The 17,701-nt window shown below is 61.5% G+C and carries 18 protein-coding genes; 7 read left to right on the top strand and 11 right to left on the bottom strand.

Annotation, left to right across the window (positions count from 1 at the left end; translation table 11 throughout):
• The first annotated feature begins 147 nt into the window (after positions 1-147).
• Complete coding sequence (locus tag EPK99_RS14395; protein ID WP_245582428.1) at positions 148-693, top strand: EF-hand domain-containing protein; 546 nt, start codon at positions 148-150, stop codon at positions 691-693.
• Positions 694-794: 101 nt separating this feature from the next.
• On the opposite strand, the gene EPK99_RS14390 is transcribed toward EPK99_RS14395, so the two are convergent.
• The 3 genes from EPK99_RS14390 to EPK99_RS14380 all read right to left on the bottom strand — a co-directional run bounded on the left by EPK99_RS14390 (position 795) and on the right by EPK99_RS14380 (position 5,368).
• Positions 795-2,993, bottom strand: coding sequence for a methyl-accepting chemotaxis protein (locus EPK99_RS14390; protein WP_245582427.1), 2,199 nt, complete (start codon positions 2,991-2,993; stop codon positions 795-797).
• Between the two features lie 227 nt (positions 2,994-3,220).
• Positions 3,221-4,129 (bottom strand): ribokinase, encoded by a 909-nt coding sequence (locus tag EPK99_RS14385; RefSeq protein ID WP_128443772.1) that lies wholly within the window; start codon positions 4,127-4,129, stop codon positions 3,221-3,223.
• A gap of 48 nt (positions 4,130-4,177) precedes the next feature.
• Complete coding sequence (locus tag EPK99_RS14380; protein WP_128443771.1) at positions 4,178-5,368, bottom strand: DNA recombination protein RmuC; 1,191 nt, start codon at positions 5,366-5,368, stop codon at positions 4,178-4,180.
• Positions 5,369-5,479: 111 nt separating this feature from the next.
• Between EPK99_RS14380 and def the strand changes: the two genes are divergently transcribed.
• Genes def through truA form a run of 3 tightly spaced genes read left to right on the top strand, consistent with a single transcriptional unit; the run spans position 5,480 to position 7,760 of the window.
• Positions 5,480-5,995 carry a peptide deformylase gene (gene def / locus EPK99_RS14375; RefSeq protein WP_128443770.1) on the top strand — a complete coding sequence of 172 codons (516 nt, stop codon included), beginning with the start codon at positions 5,480-5,482 and terminating at the stop codon, positions 5,993-5,995.
• 56 nt (positions 5,996-6,051) lie between these two features.
• Positions 6,052-7,005: a methionyl-tRNA formyltransferase gene (fmt, locus tag EPK99_RS14370; protein WP_128443769.1), complete on the top strand. Its 954-nt coding sequence runs from the start codon at positions 6,052-6,054 to the stop codon at positions 7,003-7,005.
• Positions 7,005-7,760 (top strand): tRNA pseudouridine(38-40) synthase TruA, encoded by a 756-nt coding sequence (truA, locus tag EPK99_RS14365; protein ID WP_128443768.1) that lies wholly within the window; start codon positions 7,005-7,007, stop codon positions 7,758-7,760. Before fmt ends, truA begins: the two co-directional genes overlap by 1 nt.
• A gap of 6 nt (positions 7,761-7,766) precedes the next feature.
• Here the strand turns inward: truA and EPK99_RS14360 are convergent, their stop codons facing one another.
• The 3 genes from EPK99_RS14360 to dapD are packed head-to-tail and all read right to left on the bottom strand — an operon-like array spanning position 7,767 to position 10,403.
• On the bottom strand, positions 7,767-8,363 hold the full coding sequence (locus tag EPK99_RS14360; RefSeq protein ID WP_128443767.1) for a hypothetical protein: 597 nt from the start codon (positions 8,361-8,363) through the stop codon (positions 7,767-7,769).
• Positions 8,347-9,543 (bottom strand): succinyl-diaminopimelate desuccinylase, encoded by a 1,197-nt coding sequence (gene dapE, locus EPK99_RS14355; protein WP_128443766.1) that lies wholly within the window; start codon positions 9,541-9,543, stop codon positions 8,347-8,349. The genes EPK99_RS14360 and dapE overlap by 17 nt, the downstream gene beginning before the upstream one ends.
• A 5-nt stretch (positions 9,544-9,548) precedes the next feature.
• Complete coding sequence (dapD, locus tag EPK99_RS14350; protein ID WP_128443765.1) at positions 9,549-10,403, bottom strand: 2,3,4,5-tetrahydropyridine-2,6-dicarboxylate N-succinyltransferase; 855 nt, start codon at positions 10,401-10,403, stop codon at positions 9,549-9,551.
• A 144-nt stretch (positions 10,404-10,547) separates the two neighbouring features.
• Here dapD and EPK99_RS14345 point away from each other — a divergent pair, with 144 nt between their 5' ends.
• Entirely contained in the window at positions 10,548-11,411 is an 864-nt protein-coding gene (locus tag EPK99_RS14345) for an LOG family protein (RefSeq protein ID WP_128443764.1), read from the top strand.
• A 31-nt stretch (positions 11,412-11,442) separates the two neighbouring features.
• Here the strand turns inward: EPK99_RS14345 and EPK99_RS14340 are convergent, their stop codons facing one another.
• Positions 11,443-12,384 carry a nucleoside hydrolase gene (locus tag EPK99_RS14340; protein WP_128443763.1) on the bottom strand — a complete coding sequence of 314 codons (942 nt, stop codon included), beginning with the start codon at positions 12,382-12,384 and terminating at the stop codon, positions 11,443-11,445.
• A gap of 178 nt (positions 12,385-12,562) precedes the next feature.
• Here EPK99_RS14340 and EPK99_RS14335 point away from each other — a divergent pair, with 178 nt between their 5' ends.
• Positions 12,563-12,988 (top strand): Hsp20 family protein, encoded by a 426-nt coding sequence (locus EPK99_RS14335; protein WP_128444236.1) that lies wholly within the window; start codon positions 12,563-12,565, stop codon positions 12,986-12,988.
• A gap of 45 nt (positions 12,989-13,033) precedes the next feature.
• Complete coding sequence (locus tag EPK99_RS14330; protein WP_128443762.1) at positions 13,034-13,291, top strand: BQ00720 family protein; 258 nt, start codon at positions 13,034-13,036, stop codon at positions 13,289-13,291.
• 11 nt (positions 13,292-13,302) lie between these two features.
• On the opposite strand, the gene trmB is transcribed toward EPK99_RS14330, so the two are convergent.
• The 4 genes from trmB to lnt form a co-directional block, all read right to left on the bottom strand.
• Positions 13,303-14,001 carry a tRNA (guanine(46)-N(7))-methyltransferase TrmB gene (gene trmB / locus EPK99_RS14325; protein WP_128443761.1) on the bottom strand — a complete coding sequence of 233 codons (699 nt, stop codon included), beginning with the start codon at positions 13,999-14,001 and terminating at the stop codon, positions 13,303-13,305.
• Positions 14,002-14,082: 81 nt separating this feature from the next.
• Positions 14,083-15,342: a methionine adenosyltransferase gene (metK, locus tag EPK99_RS14320; protein WP_128443760.1), complete on the bottom strand. Its 1,260-nt coding sequence runs from the start codon at positions 15,340-15,342 to the stop codon at positions 14,083-14,085.
• A 172-nt stretch (positions 15,343-15,514) separates the two neighbouring features.
• Positions 15,515-15,934, bottom strand: coding sequence for a helix-turn-helix domain-containing protein (locus EPK99_RS14315; RefSeq protein WP_128443759.1), 420 nt, complete (start codon positions 15,932-15,934; stop codon positions 15,515-15,517).
• A gap of 150 nt (positions 15,935-16,084) precedes the next feature.
• Positions 16,085-17,686: an apolipoprotein N-acyltransferase gene (gene lnt / locus EPK99_RS14310; RefSeq protein ID WP_128443758.1), complete on the bottom strand. Its 1,602-nt coding sequence runs from the start codon at positions 17,684-17,686 to the stop codon at positions 16,085-16,087.
• Positions 17,687-17,701 lie beyond the last annotated feature (15 nt).

Below are 17,701 nucleotides of genomic sequence, written 5' to 3'. Positions count from 1 at the left end.
AACGTCAGAAAAATTGCTCTCGCATCTCTCGGAGCAGCTTTGATCGCCGGGGCATCCATCCCGGCATTCGCCGCGCCGCCACCTCCCGGCCCAGCAGGTCAGGATCGTCCAGGACCTGAAGGCCACCGTGGGCTAGGTCGAGGCATGATGAACGAGCTTCTCTTTGTGCGCCTGTTGAAGTCTGCCGACACCAACAAGGATGCTAAAATCTCCAAGGACGAAATGACGGCCTGGCAGGATCAGCTGTTTACCCAGATCGACGCCAACAAGGATGGCTTCGTGACCCGCGGTGAACTGCTCGACTTCCGGACCGCCAAGATGGAGGATTTCCGCAAGACCCACCCAAAGGCCGAGGGTGACGACAAGCATCCAGGTCCGGGTCCTGCCGACGACGCAGACGACAATGAGCCTCGCGGCCCCCGCGACCACGACCGGGCTGATCGTCATGGACCGCACCGTCACGGCGAACGCCATCATGATCGGCGCGACGCCCGCGACATGGGTCCGGGCGGCAAGATGGGCGGCCACGGACCGATGATGGGACCGCGCTTCTTCCGCATGCTCGATGAAGATCATGACGGCAAGATCAGCAAGGCTGAAGCGTCCGCTGCAACCGACAAGCTCTTCACCATGCTGGACACCGACAAGGACGGCCAGATCACTATTGACGACATGCCGGACCGCCCCCTCTAGTTCTCCGCCCCCTTTGAACTAGTCCCGGCAATCGTCAAAGATGAACCCGCTCCTGTCGCCAGGGGCGGGTTCATAGTTTCAGGCCTTTTGTTGCCCAGATCTTAGGCGTAGCGGCGCTGACGTCCCACCTGCTGCGCACCGTAGCCCTGCTCGGCAAACGAGGAGGAGATACGGAAGCGAGCAACGAGCGATTTCAGCGTTTCCGCCTCGCCGCTCAGAGCGGCGCTTGCCGCCGTTGCTTCTTCCACCATGGCGGCGTTCTGCTGCGTGACCTGATCCATCTGGTTTACCGCAGAATTGACCTCCTTGAGGCCGGTTGCCTGTTCCGCTGCGGAAGACGAGATCTGACGGATCAGCCCGTTGATCTGCATGACCTGCACCGCGATCTTCTGCAGCGCATCGCCGGCCCGGCCGACCAGATCGACGCCCTCGCCCACCTGGGTGGTGGAGGCGTGGATCAGCGTCTTGATCTCCTTGGCGGCATTGGCCGAGCGCTGAGCGAGTTCGCGAACTTCCTGCGCCACGACTGCAAAGCCCTTGCCCGCCTCCCCTGCGCGGGCCGCCTCGACACCTGCATTGAGGGCGAGAAGGTTGGTCTGGAAGGCGATCTCGTCGATCACGCCAATGATGCGGGAAATTTCCTGAGACGATTGCGCGATGCCCTGCATGGAGGCGACCGCCTTCTGCACGACCTCACCGGACTTTTCGGCATCTTCGCACGCCGAATTAACGGTGGAAGCTGCGGCGCTGGCGTTCTCGGCACTGGAATGGACCTGGGCCGTAAGCTCGTTGAGTGCTGCTGCGGTCTCCTCCAGGCTGGCCGCCTGCTGTTCCGTCCGACGCGACAGATCCATGGCGCTCGAGGCGATTTCGCCGGTGCCGCTTCCGATCGTATCGACCGCAGAGTTCACGGCAGCCACCGTCTCTTCCAAGCTTGCAAGCGCCTTGTTGAAATCCACCTTCAGCTTGGCATATTCGCCTGGGAACTCCGCCTGGATCCGGTAGGAGAGATTGCCGTTCGAAAGTTCCGCAAGGCCCGCCGCCAAGGAGGCGACGATTTGGGATTGCTCTCTGGCATTCTCCTCACGCTGACCTTCGGCGCGCCGCCTTTCTTCGTTTGCTGCGCTGCGCTGCGCTTCCGTTTCGCTCTCCAACCGCCGGCCATCGGCCAGCGAATGGCGGAAGCCGTCCAGCGCCTTTGCGAGCGAACCGATCTCGTCCGTGCGGTCCTGGCCCTTTACGGCAGCGTCATAACGGCCCGCGCCGAGCAGCGCCACGCTGTCCAGCACAGCCTTCAGCGGGCGACGGACGAAGGAGCCGCTGGCGAAGTAAAGCGTGACGATGACGCCGGCGAGAAGCAGGACGCCGCTCACCACCATGGCGAAGGTCTGATCCTGAACCGGCCCAGCCATGACGCTCTGGGGCACGTCGACGACGATTGCCCAATTGGTATTGAGGTCGGGAACGGTAAAGGGGTAGACGACGCGTTCGTAGGGTTCCTTGGCTTCGGCCGTCATGTCGGAGATATTGGCGGGAGCGCCCGATTTCAGCGCAGCAAGCAGCTTGTCGGCAGCTTCGCCTTCGACTGGCTTCATCAGATTGGCCGGATCGACGGGAACGATCCACTTGCCGCCCTGCGACACCAGCAGCACGCGGCCCGAGCCGAATGGGCGCATGGCCTGCAACTTCTTCGTCAATGTGGCGAGCGAGACATCAAGGCCCGCGACGCCGATGAATTTGGAACCGGACATGACCGGGTAGGCAACGGAACTCATGGCCGTGTTGGCGCCGGTCGTGCTTTCCACATAGGGCTGGGTCAATGCGCCCTTGCCGGACTTTGCCGCTAGTGCATACCACTCCGCCTGAGTATCGACGTCGAAGACGCTATAGGCGATCTCGCCGGTCTTGCTCTTCGTCCAGTATGGTGCAAGCTCACCCTTTTTATTGGCGCCCATGTCCTTGTTGCCGACAAGTTCGGCATTCTTGCCGTCGAACATGCCGGGCGATTCGGCAAACCAGCTGCCGTAGGCGAAAGCGTTCTGCTCGAGATTGGCCTTCAAGGCATCCGTCACACCCTTGCGATCGAGATAGCCCCCAGCATGCCCGCGGCCGATGACACCGGCGATGGACCGGGCGGCGCCTGCGAGCTGGCCCATGTCTACAGCCACCTCGTTGGCGATCGCCCGAGCCTGCTCTTCCGCTTGAGCAACGATGAGGCTGGACACGCGGTCTCGGGTCTGGACAATCAGGAAGGCATTGGAAATCAGGAGCAGCAGGGCAATCGTAACGCCTGTCAGCATTATTAATTTGGTGGAAAGCGATCTCAACTTGATCGGGAAAAACATGGGCCGCCTCGCATCGCGATTGGGAGAAATGACGACATGGCCCATCATCGCCCCATTCATGGGGCCGCCGCGGATGGCGGTATGGAACTCGGCTCCGCGAATTGCGCCACGCTTACGCTAGGCTCAAGGTCTTAACTTTGAATAAAATCCGAATGACCGGGCGATAAAGGATGCAGGCGCGGCTAGTTCCGCTGGAGCCTGTCGCTGACGGCCTGCGCCAGCGGAATGGATGGCTGCGCGCCACGAGCAAGACAGGCAAGCGAACCTGCGACAGCAGCTCGCCGCAAGGCATCCACAAAGGAAAGCCCCTGGTCGAGACCGGTCGCCAGATAGCCGCAAAAGGTATCGCCCGCCCCAACTGTATCCACCGGTTCGATGGCGAGACCCTTGGCCGAGGTGAGTTCGCCGTCACGAATGGCGATGACGCCGTCGGCGCCGAGCGTGACCACGATCGTCTGTCCGGTTTCCTGATGGAGCTGGCGCAGCGCCTCCTCCCGCGCCGCATTGTCCCGCAGCTCGCGTCCCAGCAGCAGCGCGAACTCGGTTTCATTGGCGACGACGATGTCGGCCAGGCGAGCCAGGTGCGGGGCATCGGCGGTGAGCGGCGCCGTGTTGATGACCGTGACGACGCCTTTCTCACGAGCGCCATTCAGCGCGGCTTCCACTGAAGCAGGTGGTATTTCCAGCTGCAGCATCATGATATCGCCCGGCGACATGGCGTACAGTGCCGCTGCAGCATCGGATTCGCTTACCGTGCCATTGGCGCCCGGAACCACGGCGATCATGTTCTCCCCCGTCCCGCCAACCAGGATGAGCGCTGTGCCAGTCGCCTCCTGGACCCGCGCGACACCGGAAAGATCGACACCCGCTTCTTCCAGAAGGGCCAGAGCCGGTTCTGCAAAGCCATCCTCTCCGACGGCGCCTGCCATGCGGACAGTGCTGCCGGCGCGGCGGGCTGCCAGAGCCTGGTTGGCACCCTTGCCGCCGGCCGCCGTGGAGAACTGCGAACCGGACACGGTTTCGCCCGGCTGCGGCAGACGATCCGTCGTTGCGATGAGGTCCATGTTGATGGAGCCGAAGACGGTAATCATGGTGCTGCCTGCCTTGATGCTTGTTTTGACCGACTCTGCCCGAGAGGCTTACTCCTCGTCAACCACCCTCAGCTTGAGAAGACCGGTTCGGCTTTCCACCGACCTTGTGGACTGCGGCGCCTCGGCAGGCGTCGCCGGGGCCTCCAGCTCCAGCGCTTCGATCTTTGCTCCGCGCCGGTTGAGCTTGTCGCTGGAGGTCAGGATCTGCTCCACATCCTTCTGTGCTGCCAGGAAATGACCTTGAAGCTTGCGCGTCCGGTCATCGAGGCGGCCGAGATCCTCCATCAACAGCGCCACCTCGCTCTGGATCAGATGCGCCTGTTCGCGCATGCGCTGGTCCTTGAGGACCGCCTGGATGACCTGGATGGAGAGCATGAGCAGCGAGGGCGAGACGATCACGACATGCGAGCGCTGGGCCTTGGTGACGGCCGCCTCGAAATGCTCGTGGATATCCGCGAAGATGGATTCCGAGGGCACGAACAGGAAGGCCATATCCTGTGTCTCACCGGCAATCAGATATTTTTCCGAAATATCCCGGATATGCCCCTCCAGGTCCCGGCGGAACTGCTGGCCTGCCGCCCGGCGCGCTTCCGGCGCCGCTGCCTCGCGATAAGCGTTCCAGGCTTCCAGCGGAAACTTGGCGTCGATCACCAGCGGCGGCACACCGTTCGGCATCCGGATCGTGCAGTCCGGCCGCAAGCCGTTCGACAGGGTCGTCTGGAACGAGAACGCGCCCTGCGGCAGTCCATCCGCTACGATCGCCTCCATCCGACCTTGGCCGAAGGCGCCGCGGGTCTGCTTGTTGGACAGGATCGCCTGCAGGCCCACGACATCCTTGGCCAGCGTCTGAATATTGTTCTGTGCGGCGTCGATGACCGCAAGCCGCTCCTGCAGCAGTCTCAGGTTCTCGTGGGTGGACCTGGTCTGCTCCGAAAGGGTAGCGCCGATCCGGTGGGTCATGCCGTCCAGCCGCTGGCTGACCACCTGGTTGAGCTCCGACTGCCGGTTCGAAAGGCCCTCCGCCATTACCGACAGGCGGCCCTGCATTTCCCCCTGCAGCCTGATGAGTTCGGCCAAGCGCTGATCCGCCTCCGCTGCTCTCCGTTCCGCCTCCCTCCGGTGCCGCCCGCTGCCGAGAAGGGCCAGGATCACCGCAAGCAGCAGTCCGACGACGGCTGCGGCGAGGATCGCGGTCAAAGTGCTGTTGTCGGTGGGAAGCAAGGCGGCCAGCTGGTTCATGTGTCCAAGCTAGCAGAAATCCGTCTCCAGGGAAGATCAAATCATGAACATTGGTCGTTGAGAGGGTGCAAATGCTGTTTCCTCCCTCAAAAAGATGGGTTATGGGGAGCGATGACCATCAAGCCGCTTATCATTCTTCCCGAGCCGATCCTGCGCCAGGTGTCCACCCCTATCGAGCGTGTGGATGCAGAGATTCTGACGCTTACAGACGACATGCTGGAGACGATGTACGATGCACCGGGCATCGGGCTGGCTGCCGTCCAGATCGGCGTCGCCCGCCGTCTGCTGGTGGTGGACGTGGCGCGCGAGGGAGAGGAAAAGAACCCGCAGGTTTTCATCAATCCGGAAATCGTAGCATCCTCCGAGGAGCGCTCCGTTTACGAGGAAGGCTGTCTCTCCATTCCGGAATATTATGCTGAAGTCGAGCGCCCGGCGGCGGTGACCGTCAAGCATATCGGCCGCGACGGCAAGGAGCATGTTGTAGAAGCCGACGGGCTGCTCGCCACCTGCCTTCAGCACGAGATCGACCACTTGAACGGCGTGCTTTTCATCGACCATATCTCGCGCCTGAAGCGCGAAATGGTGATCAAGAAATTCACCAAGGCCGCTAAGGCAAAGCCCGTCTGAACAGACGCCTTGGATCCTTACGCAGAGGCGCGTCCCTGAAAGACGCGGGAGTGTGAATGTCGCTTCGCATCATCTTCATGGGCACGCCGGAATTTTCCGTTCCGACATTGCAGAGCCTGAAACAGGCCGGCCATGATATCGTCGCCGTTTACACGCAGCCGCCGAGGCCTGGCGGCCGACGCGGGCTGGATCTGGTGAAGTCGCCGGTGCATCAGGCGTCGGAACTGCTGGGCATCCCGGTGCTGACGCCGCTCAATTTCAAGGCCGCGGAAGACCGGGAGGTTTTTCGGGCTTTTCATGCGGATGTGGCGGTCGTTGTGGCCTATGGCCTGCTGCTGCCTGAAGCGATCCTCAGCGGCACCCGGCTCGGCTGCTATAACGGCCATGCGTCGCTCTTGCCGCGCTGGCGCGGGGCCGCTCCCATCCAGCGGGCGATCATGGCGGGCGACGCCAAGACCGGCATGATGGTCATGAAGATGGACAAGGGTCTGGATACCGGCCCTGTCGCCCTTGCCCGCGACGTCGAGATCGATGACGCCATGACTGCCGGCGAGCTGCATGACAAGCTCATGCTGGTCGGTACGCACGCCATGGTCGAAGCCATGGAAAAGCTCGAGGCTGGGGATTTGCCGCTGACCCCTCAGCCACAGGACGGGGCCGTCTACGCCGCCAAGATCGACAAGGCCGAGACCCGCATCGACTTCGGCAAGCCGGCGGAAGCCGTACACAACCATATCCGGGGCCTATCGCCGTTTCCGGGCGCCTGGTTCGAGGCCGAGATCAATGGCCGGCCGGAGCGGATCAAGGTGCTCTCCTCGGCTGTCGGCGAGGGATCGGGAGAGCCCGGCACGGTTCTGGACGAGGCGTTGACCGTGGCCTGCGGGACGGGCGCCGTCCGGCTGCTCCGGCTTCAGCGCGCCGGAGGCAAGGCACTTGCCGTGTCCGACTTTCTGCGCGGCACCCCGATTCCCAAGGGCACCCGTTTCTTGCCGACAGCAGGACAGGACTGATGCCGCGCTACCGGATGATCGTGGAATATGACGGCACGCCCTATGTCGGCTGGCAGCGGCAGAAGAACGGCCACTCGGTTCAGACGGCTTTGCAGAACGCGGTCCTGGGGCTGACCGGCGAAACGGTCGTCATTCGAGGTGCGGGGCGTACCGATTCCGGCGTGCATGCCATGGGTCAGGTCACCCATGTAGACCTCTCCCGCGACTGGCAGCCGGACAAGCTGCGCAATGCCGTGAACGCCTATCTGATGACCGCTGGCGAAAAAGTATCGGTTATCGACGTGCAGGCGGTCGAAGCAACATTCGACGCCCGCTTCTCGGCCATTCGTCGTCATTACCTCTACCGCATCCTCAACCGTCCCTCGCCGCTAGCGCTCGAAGCGAAGCGGGCCTGGTGGGTGTCGCGCGATCTCGATCACGAAGTCATGAATGCGGCGGCGCAGACCTTGATCGGGCGTCACGATTTCACGACCTTCCGCTCCATCCACTGCCAGGCGACGAGCCCGATCCGCACTCTGGACCGGCTGGATGTGTCGCGCACCGGTCATCTGATCGAGATCAGGGCAACTGCCCAGAGCTTCCTGCACAACCAGATCCGCTCCTTTGCCGGAACGCTGAAGCTCGCGGGCCAGGGCAAGATGACGCCGCAGGATGTCCGCGCTGCCCTGGACGCGCGTGACCGAAAGGAATGCGGTCCGGTTGCTCCCCCAGACGGGCTCTACTTCATGCAGGTCGACTACCCGGACGACGCGTGAACCGTTTTAGTTGAAGGATATGCCGAGATATTGCTGCAGGACGACCGTCAGCAGCCAGTCGGGCACGAAGAGCAACAGGACCATAGCGGTCACGGTCAAGGTTTCCGGGCCGCAAATGAGGCGGAGTATGCGGGAACTGCATGCGACGCCGGCAAACAGCAACGCCATCTCCAGGACGGCGAAGAGATGCGATGCGCCCGGCAGCAGCGTCACCCCCAGCATGAGCACGGCGGACACATAGGCAAAGGGGACCGACAGCCAGTTCATGGCAACGACGATGGCCGGGAATTTGCGCGCCAGACCCAGCAGCAGGCACAGGGCACCGATCAGGATCAGCGGCACGATCCAGTTGATCGCCTCGATCATGGCGAGCCGCAGGAAGAAGGGGAAGCCTGCCCTGGTTTCCGGCGGAGAGGCCTGAAGGAAGGAAAGCCGCATCCAGCCCCAGGACACTGCCATGGCGGGCACGCACCAGAGATAGGCCCAGAAGGAACGCGTAATGCCGCGATTGGAGATATCGAGCAGGCGGAAACCCTGCGCATCGCCTTTGACGAGCAGCCAGAGGCCGCTCAGGTATAGCCTGACTTCATGATAGGAGGGCATTATCGAACCAGCGGGAGAGGAAAGTCCCATAGATCTGGGTGAGTGTCTCCAGATCGGCAAGGGCAACCCGCTCATCCACCATGTGCATGGTCTGGCCCACCAGCCCGAACTCCACGACCGGGCAGTAATCCTTGATGAAGCGGGCATCGGATGTTCCGCCGGTGGTCGATAGCGCGGGTACTCGCCCGGTCACCTCTTCGACCGCACCCGACAAAGACGCAATCAGGCCGTTGTTGCGGGTCAGGAAGACATGGCTCGGCCGTTCCGCCCAAACGATCTCGTAGCGCGCCGGCGCGCGCCCAGGCCGCAGAGGGCTTGCCGTGGCGGCCTTATCGAGCCGCCGGATAATTTCCGCCTTCAAGGTCTCGGCCGTCCAGGTGTCGTTGAAACGGATGTTGAATGCGAAACCAGCCTTCGCGGGAATGACGTTGGTGGCTGGGTTGCCGACATCGATGGACGTCACTTCGAGATTGGAGGCCGGGAATTCCGGCGTGCCCGTGTCGAAGGGCTCGTCCATCAAGGCGGCAGCCAGTGGCAGCAGGCTGCGCACCGGGTTATCGGCAAGATGGGGATAGGCTGCGTGGCCCTGAACTCCGAACACCGTGACCTTGCCGGAGACGGAACCACGCCGGCCGATCTTGATCATGTCGCCCAGGACATCCGGATTGGTAGGCTCGCCGACAAGGCAGGCGTCCCAGCGTTCGCCCTTTTCGGCTGCCCACTTGAGCAGCTTCTCGGTTCCATTGACCGCCGGTCCTTCCTCGTCGCCGGTGATCAGGAAAGAGATAGAGCCCTTTGGAGGGTCATGCTCTTCGATATGGCGGGCAACAGCGGCGACAAAGCAGGCAATGCCGCCCTTCATATCGACGGCACCTCGTCCAAACAGTTCGCCGGCATCGATTTCGGCCGCGAAGGGAGGATGGCGCCAGCTCGTCTCATCGCCGGGCGGCACCACATCCGTGTGGCCGGCAAACATCAGGTGCGGACCGTCCGTGCCCAGCCGCGCATAGAGGTTTTCGATATCCGGCATGCCCGGTTCCGAAGCCACTATACGCTCGACGGCAAAGCCGAGCGGCACGAGCATGGCTTCGAGCGTCGAAAGCGCGCCGCCTTCGGCCGGCGTGACCGACGGGCAACGGATCAGCGTCTGGAGATTTGCGACCGGATCGGATGCAGACATCTGGGTCAGTCGCGTAGCAGTTCGTTGATGCCGGTCTTGGAACGGGTCTGCGCGTCGACGCGCTTGACGATCACCGCGCAGTAGAGGCCTGGCCCCATGTCTCCGTTCGGGAATGGTTTGCCCGGCATCGCGCCGGCGACAACCACAGAATAGGGCGGCACTTCGCCGTAAGTGATCTCGCCCGTAGCGCGATCGACGATCTTGGTCGATTTGCCGATGAAGACGCCCATGCCGAGCACGGAGCCTTCGCGGACGATGCAGCCTTCCACGACTTCCGAACGGGCGCCGATGAAGCAATTGTCCTCGATGATGGTGGGGCCGGCCTGCATGGGCTCCAGCACGCCGCCGATGCCGACGCCGCCCGACAGGTGTACGTTCTTGCCGATCTGCGCGCATGAACCGACGGTTGCCCAGGCATCCACCATCGTGCCCTCATCCACATAGGCGCCGAGGTTGACGAAGGACGGCATCAGGATGACGTTCTTCGCGATGAAGGCGGAGCGGCGCACGACGGCGTTCGGCACGGCGCGGAGACCCGCGGCGCGAAACTGGTTCTCGCCCCAGCCTTCGAATTTCGACGGGACCTTGTCCCACCAGCTCGAATTGCCAGGGCCGCCCTTGACCACTTCCATGTCGTTCAGGCGGAAGGACAGAAGAACCGCCTTCTTCAGCCACTGGTGAACCGTCCAGGCGCCGTCTTCGGCACGGGTCGCGACCCGTGCCTTGCCGGCATCCAGCAGGTTGAGCGCCTCTTCCACCGCATCCCGGATTTCACCCCTGGTCGTCAGGTTCACGCCATCGCGGTTGTCGAAGGCGGTTTCGATCGTGTTTTCCAGGGCGGAGAAGTCCGGGCTGCTCATGATGGTTCCTTAAACGACGCGCGGTATCGTGATGGTCGGAGGAGGCCTTGTCGGCTGGCCAAATGATGTCATTTGCTCTAAGCGACCGCCACTCCAGCGTCAATGCGAATTGGCGTCGCAAGTGGCGTCAGAAGGATGATAGGCATGGCAAGGCTGAAGAGTGACGGGCCGCGGCGCAAGGATGGCGTATGGGACCCGTTGAAGGACAACAAGGCGGACAAGCATGCGGCTGCCGGCCAGCCAAGGACGCCGCAAACCGAATCTCCGACCTACCGCCTTGCCTATGCAGACGAAGATTTCCTCAGCCGTGAGGAGTTGCGGCCGGTCCGCCTGCAGCTGGAACTGACCAAGGCGGAGATGATGCTCACCGAGCGCGGCATCAAATCCACCGTCGTTCTGTTCGGCGGCGCCCGCATTCCGGCTCCCGGACAGGCGCCCTGGGCAGCCCAAAACGAGGTGCAGCGCAACAGCCTGCAGGCCGCTTCCGTCTATTATGAGGAGGCGCGCAAATTTGCAGAACTTTGCGGCACGCACTCGGCCCAGTTCAACCATCAGGAATATGTGGTCGTAACCGGCGGCGGCCCGGGCGTGATGGAGGCGGGCAACCGCGGCGCGGCAGATGCAGGCGCACCCAGCATCGGGCTCAATATCATGCTGCCCCATGAGCAGGCGCCAAACCGATACGTCACGCCCGAGCTCAGCTTCAACTTCCACTATTTCGCGATCCGGAAAATGCACTTCCTGATGCGGGCGAAGGCGGTCGCCGTCTTCCCGGGCGGTTTCGGCACGCTGGACGAAATGTTCGAGGCACTGACGCTGATCCAGACCAAGCGGATGGAGCGCATCCCGCTGATCCTGTTCAGCGAAGGCTTCTGGCGCGGCATCATCAATTTCGACAAGCTCGCGGAATTCGGCACGATTGCGCCCGGCGATGTGGACCTGATCAGCTTCGTGGAAACGGCCGACGAGGCCTGGAAGATCATCACCGACTTCTATGGGAAGCGATAGGCGGAAGGGTGATCCTTCCGCCTAATAAATCTCAGAGGCGTGCGACGCGCTCGGCCAGAAGATCGAAGAAGCCGTCGGCATCCACCTGGCGCATGACCTTTGCATTGGGCTGCCGTTCCGAGACGTGCCACCAGTCAACGACGGTCATGCCGACCGTCAGTTCCGACTGCGTCTCGATCTCGACATTGCAGTCACGACCGGAAAACAGTTCCGGCTTCAACAGGTAGGCAATGACGGAAGGGTCGTGTAGCGGGCCGCCGTCGGAGCCGTATTTTTCGACGTCGAAGCGCTCGAAAAAGGCCAGCCACTCGACCAGAACCTGAGCGGGACGGTTGCTGAACGCAGCGATCTTGGATACCCGCGCCTTGGTGGTCATCAATTGGTGCGTCACGTCGAGCGGCATCATGACGATCGGCATGCCGGAGGCGAAGACCGTTTTCGCGGCATCCGGATCGACATAGATGTTGAACTCGGCGGCGGGCGTGATGTTGCCGCCTTCGGAGAAGCCGCCACCCATCATCACCAGTTCCTTGACGCGTCCGGCAATATCGGGCGCCTTGGCAAGTGCAGTCGCTATATTGGTCAGCGGCCCGAGCGTGCACAGCGTAATCGTGCCTTCCGGCTCGCGTCGCAGCGTGTCGATGATGAAATCCACCGCATGCGTGGACTGCGGCAGCATGGTGGGCTCGGGAAGCTCGGCGCCGTCGAGGCCGGTGCGGCCATGGACGTGCTCGGCCGTCACCTGGGGACGGTTGAGCGGCTTCAGCGCCCCTTCGTAGACCTTGGCGTCCGGCCGGCCACAGAGTTCGCAGACGATCCGCAGGTTCCGGCTCGTGAACGAGAGCGGCACATTGCCTGCCACAGCAGTCAGGCCAAGCACTTCCAGCTCGTCCGGACTGCCAAAGGCCAGCATGATGGCGGCGGCATCGTCCTGTCCGGGGTCGGTGTCGATGATGATCTTTCTGCGCTGCATGCGATGTCCCCCTGGTTTCGTCGGTTTTGTTGGTCATGGCCAGGGCGTTGTCAAGGGATCGTTCGACCGCGGCTGCCGCCGCTCCGTCTTGCGAAGGCAGATGGGATTTCCCATATGGAGGAATGACGGCGCGCCGAAATCCGGGCGTTGTCTCAGTCGCTTGCTGCAGGGACGATCGATGAGCCGAATGACACCATTCGCCAGCCCCCTCCTCCTCGGTTTTGATTCGATGGAGAAGACCCTTGAGCGTCTGGCCAAGGGCAATGACGGTTATCCGCCCTACAATATCGAACGCATCTGCGCCGATGCCGGCGAACCACAGCGCCTGCGCATCACATTGGCTGTTGCCGGCTTCTCGCAGGACGAGCTCGATGTGACGACGCAGGAGAACCAGCTGATAATCCGGGGCCGGCAGGCCGAGCAAGTGGACCGTGACTACCTTCATCGCGGGATTGCCGCGCGTCAGTTCCAGCGGGTCTTCGTGCTTGCGGACGGGATGCAGGTGGCAAGTGCGAGCCTGAAGAACGGGCTCCTGTCCGTCGACCTCATCCGTCCCGAACCGGAACGCATGGTGAGAAAAATTAACATTTCCGTTTCACAGTAGTTCGACGGCGCCAATGCCGTTGCGTCCTCACTGCTGGAGGCTGAAATGTTGATGAAAGAAGCGAATTCGCGTTTGACGCAGTCCGAACTTGCTCACCTGGGCGCCGGAGAAGTCGGATATATTCGCAAGATGCGGTCGGAAGAAGTGTTGCGCTGCTTTCCTGAAGCACCCGAGATCGATCCCGCTCTTGACCTCTGGGCTCTGTTCGGTGCCGATGGTACGCCGATCCTGCTGACCGACAACCGCTCCAGCACTTTCTTCAAAGCTGCTGAAGACGACCTGAAGACCGTCAGTCTTCACTGACCGATCCCGCTCTAGATCTTCCGAAATGTCAGATAGGCCGACGACCGGCCCTCGCGGCGGGCCTTGTTTTCGTATCGCGTCCCCGGCCAGCCGGCGAAAGGCGTCAACCAGTCCGATGACTGTCTGGCCTGCCATTCGAAGCCGCCATGATCGCGGCAGTGGATCAGCGTCCAGTTGACATAGGTATCGATGTCGGACGCAAAGCAGAACAGGCCACCTGGCTTCAGGACGCGGTGAAACCGCACCAGGTTGACCTGAGACACGAACCGCCTTTTCCAATGCTTCCGCTTCGGCCACGGGTCCGGATAGAGCAGGTCTATGCGATCGACTGAAGCATCTGGAAGCCAGTCCAGCACTTCCGTCGCATCGTCGTCGTAGACCCGGATGTTATCAAGCTTTAACTCCTCCACCCGTGACAGAAGCTTGGCCATGGAATTGACGAAGGGCTCGACGCCGATAAAGCCGGTATCGCGGCTTTCCTGAGCACGGTGGATCAGGTGCTCGCCCCCGCCGAAGCCAATCTCCAGCCGCACATTTTCGACTGCAACCGGAAAGATCTGCTTCAGGTCCGCTGGAGCTGGCGACTGCAGATCGAGCCGCAGGGCCGGAAGCAGTTTTTCCATGCCTTCAGCCTGCCGCTCGCGAAGCGGCTTTCCCTTGCGGCGGCCGAAAAAGGCTTCCGTTGCGCGGGTCGGGTGCTGGTCGGTCATGGCGTCTCTCATCAAAAAAAGCGGGTGCCCCATCGGAGGCACCCGCTTTAGCGTTTTATCGAACAGGGCGTAAAGAGCCTATCAGGCTGCCTTCAGCGTCTCGTCCTTCAGGGCATCCTTGAGCGGCTTCACCAGATCGGTCTTCTCCCAGGAGAAGGAGCCGTCACGCCCGGCCTTGCGGCCGAAATGACCATAGGCGGATGTCTTGGCATAGATCGGCTTGTTCAGATCCAAATGACGACGGATACCCGAGGGCGATAAGTCCATGACCTTGCGGATCGCGGCTTCCACCTGATCTTCCGTTACGTTCTTGCCAGTGCCGTGCAGGTCCACATAGATCGACAGCGGCTGGGCGATACCGATCGCGTAGGAAATCTGGAGGGTGCAGCGGTCGGCGAGGCCCGAGGCGACGACGTTCTTCGCCAGATAGCGGGCAGCATAGGCAGCCGAACGATCGACCTTGGTCGTGTCCTTGCCGGAGAAGGCACCTCCGCCATGGGGCGCGGCACCGCCATAGGTATCGACGATGATCTTACGACCGGTCAGGCCCGCATCACCATCCGGTCCGCCGATCACGAACTTGCCGGTCGGGTTGATGTACCATTTGCAGTCCTTGTCGATCGGCAGATCGCCAAGGGCTTCGCGGATATAGGGTTCCACGACCTGGCGAACCTTCTTGGAATCCCAGCTCTCATCGAGGTGCTGGGTCGAAAGCACGATGGAATCGACACCGGCCGGATGGCCGTTCTCGTAACGTACGGTAACCTGGCTCTTGGCGTCCGGGCCGAGCTTGCCGGCATCGCCTTCGCCCTTCTTGCGGGCGGTTGCGAGCAGTTGCAGGATCTTGTGGGAATAATAGATCGGTGCCGGCATCAGGTCCGGCGTTTCTTTGCAGGCATAGCCGAACATGATGCCCTGGTCGCCTGCACCTTCGTCGCCCTGACGGTCAGCGGCACTATCGACGCCCTGCGCGATGTCAGCCGACTGGGAGTGGAGGAGTACATCGATCTTGGCCGTCTTCCAGTGGAAGCCGTCCTGCTCATAACCGATGTCACGGATGGCCTTTCGCGCAGCAGCCTTGAACTTGGAAGGATTGATGACGTCCTTGCCATCCTTGTCCTTCTTCATCAGGCTCGGCGGCAGACGGACTTCGCCGGCAATGATGACGCGGTTTGTAGTGGCAAGGGTCTCGCAGGCGACGCGCACCGTCCATGGGTCAACCCCAGTTTTGGCCGCTTCGCGATACACCAGATCAACGATTTCATCGGAAATGCGGTCACAGACCTTGTCCGGATGCCCTTCGGCCACCGACTCGCTCGTGAACAAGTAACTTGCGCGCATGTGCGGGATTCCCCTCAAGAATTGACCCATCTTGTGTAATGAGTCCGCTTTGCAAAGACAAGCGTAGAACCACATAAATATATCTTTATGTGTTGGCAACTGCTTTCCCGAGGATGTGCGTACGCATAAAAAAACGGCCAGACGGCCGCTTTTTCTCATTATGAGCGGTGGCTTACTCCGCGTCGGCTTCGGCAGCCAGAGCCTTTACCAGATCGACCAGGCGCCGACGGACCTTCGGATCGGCGATCTTCACGAAAGCACGGTTGAGTTGAAGTCCTTCGGAGGACGACAGGAAATCAACGACGTAGTTGGAGCTCGATGCTTCGGCCATTCCGTTGCCGGAACCATTCGAGTCACCGGGCGCATCCTCGAAAAAGAAGGACACGGGTACGTTGAGAATGCTGGAGATATTCTGCAGTCGGCTGGCGCCGACACGATTCGTGCCCTTCTCGTATTTCTGAATCTGCTGAAAAGTAATGCCAAGACTTTCGCCCAGCTTTTCCTGGCTCATACCAAGCATGGTGCGGCGCAGACGAATCCGACTACCGACGTGAATGTCTATCGGGTTCGGCTTCTTCTTATTCTCAATCATAACGCTGTCCTGACGAATTTGCTGTTTCAATCCTCAACCCGGTCCGCGTGTGGAAATACACTTCGTGAGGTTAGGCACAAGGAGTCCAACATGAGAAGCATACGGCAGGACGAAAGGCTGGAACCACTATGCAATTTTAGGGGTTTCCGGTCAATTCTTTCCGATTTTAAAACCTGCGCGCGAGATGGCAGCAATCGCCACCATCACTGCTATGATCAACCAGAAGTTATTTTGGCGGGCCGAGTTGTTCCAATGTGGGATGAAGTTGCCGCTAAGGGTTGAGTCAATCACGCCCTTTTGATTATAGGCGAGGCCATTGCCGATCCTTCCAAAAGGATCCACGGAGGCCGAAATGCCGGTATTGGCAGCGCGAATCAGTGGCAGGCCAGTTTCTACAGCGCGCAGCCGGGCTTGCTGAAAGTGCTGGTAAGGGCCGGGCGTCGCGCCGAACCAGCCGTCATTGGTGACATTAAGCAGAGCCTTCGCACGCTCCAGATCGCTGCTGAATTCCTCCGGAAAGATCGCCTCATAGCAGATCAGCGGGTAGAAACTCAGGCCGCTCGGCAGGGTCAGCAAGGAACGCGTCGAGGCAGCGGTAAAGCCGCCGGGCATGGCAATGGCATCGCCGATCCCGAGGTAGCGCAGGAAATCTTCGTAAGGAACGTATTCGCCATAAGGGACAAGGTGGACCTTGTCCGAGGCGGAAATGATCTGCCCCTGGCTGTCGACGACGTAGATCGAATTGTAGTAGCGCGTTGCCGAGCCGGGGCCTGCCTCTTCGGAGCGCACCGCACCAGTGATGAGGATCTGGCCGTCCTGCAACACGTCAGCTATACGCGACAAGGCGTCCGGATTGTCCGTCAGGATGAAGGGGACCGAGGTTTCCGGCCAGACGATCACGTCAGGGCGCTTGCCCCCATTCTGGGGCGGCAGCGAAGACAGGGCGAGATGCTCTTCGAAGATCGCCGATCGCTCAGCGTCGTCGAGCTTTCGGCTTTGATCGATGAGCGGCTGAACGATGCGCACTATGCTGGCGTTCGAACTGGCGGATGCAAGCGCGGCATCGGCGCCTGCCAGGCGCCAGGCGCCAAAGCCGAGATGAACGCAGAACAAAAGGGCAGCCAATGCAAGCCCAACGCCCATGCCCTTTCGCGTGCCGATCAGCGCAGGGGCGGAGAAGACGAAGACGGCGAGAACCGTGACCCCGAAGATCCCCAGCACCGCAGAAGACTGCATCATCAGCGGAATGGGCATCGCGCCATAGCCGATCGTATTCCAGGGGAAGCCGGTCAGCACGAACCCCCGCAGCCATTCGACGAGACCGAATGCTGCGGCGAGCGCCGCCAGACGGCCGAAACCATCGGACCAGAGGAAGCCGGCGAGAAGCGTCGCCAAACCGTAGAAGAGGGCGAGAAAGGCCGGCAGGCCAAGGACGGCCAAGGGCAAGGCCCAGGCGAATTCATCCGCATCGACCAGAAGCGCGTTGCCGAGCCACCAGAGGCCGGCCACGAAATAGCCGAAGCCGAACAACCAGCCGAGCAGGAACGAGGAGCGGAATTTGGTGAATACGCCACCATCGGCGCTGCCGGTCGAGCCGTCCATGAGCCAGACGAGTAGCGTGAACGAGATGAAGAGTGCGGCGAAGATATTGAAGGGCGGGAGCGCCAGCGCACCTATTGCACCGGCCAGAACGGCAAGGGCAATGCGCGGCAAGCCCCACAGAAGCATGATCCTGCCCGCCAGCCGCTCCATGAATGTCCCTTTCCC

Source organism: Neorhizobium lilium (assembly GCF_004053875.1).
GTDB lineage: Bacteria > Pseudomonadota > Alphaproteobacteria > Rhizobiales > Rhizobiaceae > Neorhizobium > Neorhizobium lilii.
The sequence above is the reverse complement of the archived record's forward strand: the minus strand, read 5'-3'. Positions and strand labels throughout refer to the sequence as shown.

Excerpts from the sequence above, each read along its gene's own strand:
- EPK99_RS14395 (WP_245582428.1), top strand. The coding sequence starts at position 148 with ATGAACGAGCTTCTCTTTGTGCGCCTGTTGAAGTCTGCCGACACCAAC.
- EPK99_RS14390 (WP_245582427.1), bottom strand. The coding sequence starts at position 2,993 with ATGCTGACAGGCGTTACGATTGCCCTGCTGCTCCTGATTTCCAATGCC.
- EPK99_RS14385 (WP_128443772.1), bottom strand. The coding sequence starts at position 4,129 with ATGATTACCGTCTTCGGCTCCATCAACATGGACCTCATCGCAACGACG.
- EPK99_RS14380 (WP_128443771.1), bottom strand. The coding sequence starts at position 5,368 with ATGAACCAGCTGGCCGCCTTGCTTCCCACCGACAACAGCACTTTGACC.
- def (WP_128443770.1), top strand. The coding sequence starts at position 5,480 with ATGACCATCAAGCCGCTTATCATTCTTCCCGAGCCGATCCTGCGCCAG.
- fmt (WP_128443769.1), top strand. The coding sequence starts at position 6,052 with ATGTCGCTTCGCATCATCTTCATGGGCACGCCGGAATTTTCCGTTCCG.
- truA (WP_128443768.1), top strand. The coding sequence starts at position 7,005 with ATGCCGCGCTACCGGATGATCGTGGAATATGACGGCACGCCCTATGTC.
- EPK99_RS14360 (WP_128443767.1), bottom strand. The coding sequence starts at position 8,363 with ATGCCCTCCTATCATGAAGTCAGGCTATACCTGAGCGGCCTCTGGCTG.
- dapE (WP_128443766.1), bottom strand. The coding sequence starts at position 9,543 with ATGTCTGCATCCGATCCGGTCGCAAATCTCCAGACGCTGATCCGTTGC.
- dapD (WP_128443765.1), bottom strand. The coding sequence starts at position 10,403 with ATGAGCAGCCCGGACTTCTCCGCCCTGGAAAACACGATCGAAACCGCC.
- EPK99_RS14345 (WP_128443764.1), top strand. The coding sequence starts at position 10,548 with ATGGCAAGGCTGAAGAGTGACGGGCCGCGGCGCAAGGATGGCGTATGG.
- EPK99_RS14340 (WP_128443763.1), bottom strand. The coding sequence starts at position 12,384 with ATGCAGCGCAGAAAGATCATCATCGACACCGACCCCGGACAGGACGAT.
- EPK99_RS14335 (WP_128444236.1), top strand. The coding sequence starts at position 12,563 with ATGAGCCGAATGACACCATTCGCCAGCCCCCTCCTCCTCGGTTTTGAT.
- EPK99_RS14330 (WP_128443762.1), top strand. The coding sequence starts at position 13,034 with ATGTTGATGAAAGAAGCGAATTCGCGTTTGACGCAGTCCGAACTTGCT.
- trmB (WP_128443761.1), bottom strand. The coding sequence starts at position 14,001 with ATGACCGACCAGCACCCGACCCGCGCAACGGAAGCCTTTTTCGGCCGC.
- metK (WP_128443760.1), bottom strand. The coding sequence starts at position 15,342 with ATGCGCGCAAGTTACTTGTTCACGAGCGAGTCGGTGGCCGAAGGGCAT.
- EPK99_RS14315 (WP_128443759.1), bottom strand. The coding sequence starts at position 15,934 with ATGATTGAGAATAAGAAGAAGCCGAACCCGATAGACATTCACGTCGGT.
- lnt (WP_128443758.1), bottom strand. The coding sequence starts at position 17,686 with ATGGAGCGGCTGGCGGGCAGGATCATGCTTCTGTGGGGCTTGCCGCGC.